This window comes from Rhizobium sp. SEMIA 4085 (assembly GCF_013004495.1).
Lineage (GTDB): Bacteria > Pseudomonadota > Alphaproteobacteria > Rhizobiales > Rhizobiaceae > Rhizobium > Rhizobium gallicum.
This window is the reverse complement of record NZ_JABEPH010000554.1, coordinates 1-2651: the sequence shown is the minus strand read 5'-3', so window position 1 is coordinate 2651 and position 2651 is coordinate 1. Positions and strand designations below refer to the sequence as shown.

At 56.8% G+C, this 2651-nt stretch carries 2 protein-coding genes and 1 pseudogene; 2 read left to right on the top strand and 1 reads right to left on the bottom strand.

Annotation, left to right across the window (positions count from 1 at the left end):
* Window positions 1-246, bottom strand: a pseudogene (locus tag C9413_RS30835) (alpha-glucosidase/alpha-galactosidase); the annotation flags it as partial.
* Between the two features lie 212 nt (window positions 247-458).
* Here C9413_RS30835 and C9413_RS30830 point away from each other — a divergent pair.
* Both C9413_RS30830 and C9413_RS30825 read left to right on the top strand, forming a co-directional pair.
* Window positions 459-1346, top strand: coding sequence for an AraC family transcriptional regulator (locus C9413_RS30830; protein ID WP_170251386.1), 888 nt, complete (start codon window positions 459-461; stop codon window positions 1344-1346).
* A 260-nt stretch (window positions 1347-1606) separates the two neighbouring features.
* Window positions 1607-2651: extracellular solute-binding protein (locus C9413_RS30825; RefSeq protein ID WP_170251385.1), on the top strand; the 1045-nt coding region annotated here is incomplete at its 3' end.

Sequence of the window (2651 nt, the reverse complement as noted above, 5' to 3'; positions counted from 1 at the left end):
GCTGATGATGTAGCGAGCGCCTTCGAGTGCCTTGCGGCGGTCGGTCGTCGCCGTGACCCTGGTCGGCAGCTTGTTCGATTGAACGATCTTGTCGAGGATCGCCTTGATCATCTGAAGGTTATGTTCACTGAGATCCGTCAGCGCGAATTCGACATCCTTGAACTCGGGAACGCACAAGATGTCCGTAAACAGCTTCTTGGTGAAGCCGACGCTGCCTGCTCCGATGATAGCGATTTTGAAACTCATAATCTTCACCTCAACCTGATCAGATGCTAGGTAAAGGACGGGCAGGAGAGGAAAGACCACATGCCGGCGCATGCAGTCCGAAAAAGCATAAATAACGCCTATATTTCCTCCCGGCCGTTCTCTCGACCGCAATCTCTTCCTCTTATGAAGGGGGATTATGCGGATATTCGCGGAGGTGGCCAGAGAAGGATTATGCTTTCGAGGGTAATTTTGTGCTGCGGGATTTGATCGCCAACGGCCAGTCCATGAGGACAATCTCCCTGCCGCGTGGGCGCCAGCGCCTGCACGCCATGCCGACGAGTGCTGGCTATGAGGTGCGGGAAAACGAAGTCTACGACTGGGACGGCAGGCGGCGCGGCCAGACCCCTTTTACGGTGCTGCAGCACACGATCAGCGGCACGGGCCGCCTGCGCTACCAGAACCGCAATTACAGGCTCCAAAGCGGCGATACGCTTTTGGTTCTCGTGCCGCACAATCACCGCTACTGGCTCGAAAAGGGCGACCGTTGGGAATATTTCTGGATATCGATGCACGGCGAGGAGACGCTGAGAATCCACAAGATGGTACTTGGGCTGGCCGGTCCGGTTCTAAGGCTCAAGTCATCGACCATTGATCATCTCGCCGACTGCAGCCTGCGCCTTGTCAAGGGTGCTTCAACGCCCGGAGCAGCGTCGGCGATCGCCTCTGAGGCGGCCATGGCGCTTTATGACGACGTCTTCGGTTCTCCGGCTTTTGCGGCAGACCTCAGCGCCGTGCAGCCGGTGATCGATCATATCCACGCCAATCTCGACCAGCCATTGCCGGTGAGCGAACTTGCGGGCATCGTCGGTCTCAGCCGCGCGCATTTTTCCCGCAGCTTCGCGGAAAGCGAAGGCATGCCGCCTGCCGAATACGTGCTGCAGCAACGGCTGCAGCGTGCGGCAAAACTATTGACGAAGGCCGATTTCCTGCCGGTCAAGGAGGTCTCGATCATGTGTGGCTTTGAAGATTCCAACTATTTTTCCAAGGTCTTCCGCCGCGTCTACGGCATCACGCCCACAGAGTTTCGAACCACGGGCATGTATGCAAGCATCGGCAACGCCAGACATCGATCGACATGATCAGGTCCCGGCTGAAGTCTCAGCGCGTCGCCGCCGGAAATCACACAGGGAAATTTCCCTAATTGCCTGCTTGCTCGCAAAGACACTGGAGCCAGAGCCTTTTTTCGGTCCGGGGAAGCCGGCAGACGCGAGTTTTTTGATCAATATTTCCAGTCCAGTCGAACCTTGACACCAAATGAATGTGACTTAATCTATTCTCGGATCAGAGCGTTGTTGGAGGCAACGGCTCAAATCGGATCCTGACCCGGGAGGAGATACTCGTGAGGAATACAGCACTCATTCTTGCACTGGCGGCGACCACTTTCTTAGCCGCGCCGCATGACAGCCCGGCACAAGAGGCGATCACGGGCGACATCGTCGGCAAGTCCGACGCACCCAACAAGCTGGTTTTCCGGATGACCACGGATGGCCCACGCAACAACGAGCCGGCTTACGCCCAAGGCTACAGCAAGCTGTTCAACGACTTCATCGGCAAGCATTCCGACTGGCAGATCGAGTTGCAGATGATGTCAGGGGATATCGGGCAGGAACAAGCGCGCATGCTCGAGCAAGCCAAATCGGGATCGGCCCCCGATTGTGCAGCCGTCGATTCTTTCGTGTTGCCGCTCTTCAAGAAAGCCGGCGTCTTGCAGTCCTTCTCACCTTACTTCACCAAAGAGGAAATCGACCAGCTCTTCCCCTTTATCCGTGAAGGCATAACCGGCTCTAACGGCAACATCTACGCATGGTGGTGGTCGACGGACCTTCGTGTCCTTTACCGCAACAAGGAAATTGTTCCTGATGCGCCACAGACCTGGGACGACCTGAAGAAGGCGGCCCTTTCCTCGGTCGAGCAGGGAATGGAAGGCGTTCTGTTCAACGGCGGCCGCTATGAAGGAACAACATTCGACTGGCTCGCCAATTTCTGGGCCCAAGGCGGCAAATTGGTGGATGACGATGGCAAGCCGATCTTTGGCGAGGGTGAAAATCGCGACAAGTTCATCAAAGCCGTCAACTATTACCGCGATCTCGTTGAGTCCGGAGCCGCTCCGAAACGCGTGGCGACAATCGGCAACTATGACGATTTCAATGCAGCGGCTGCAGCCGGCACGACCGCACTATTCGTCGGTGGCAACTGGCAATACGCGCAGCTCAAAACAGCGCTTGATGCCGATGAATTCGCCAAATGGGCTTTTTCACCGCTTCCTGGCCCGGCAGCGGACCAGCGCTCAACGGGCACCGGCGGCTGGACGGTGGCGGCTTTCAGCAAGGACAATGAAAAGGTGAAGCTCTGCGCAGAGCTTGCCCGCGATATCTATATGGGAC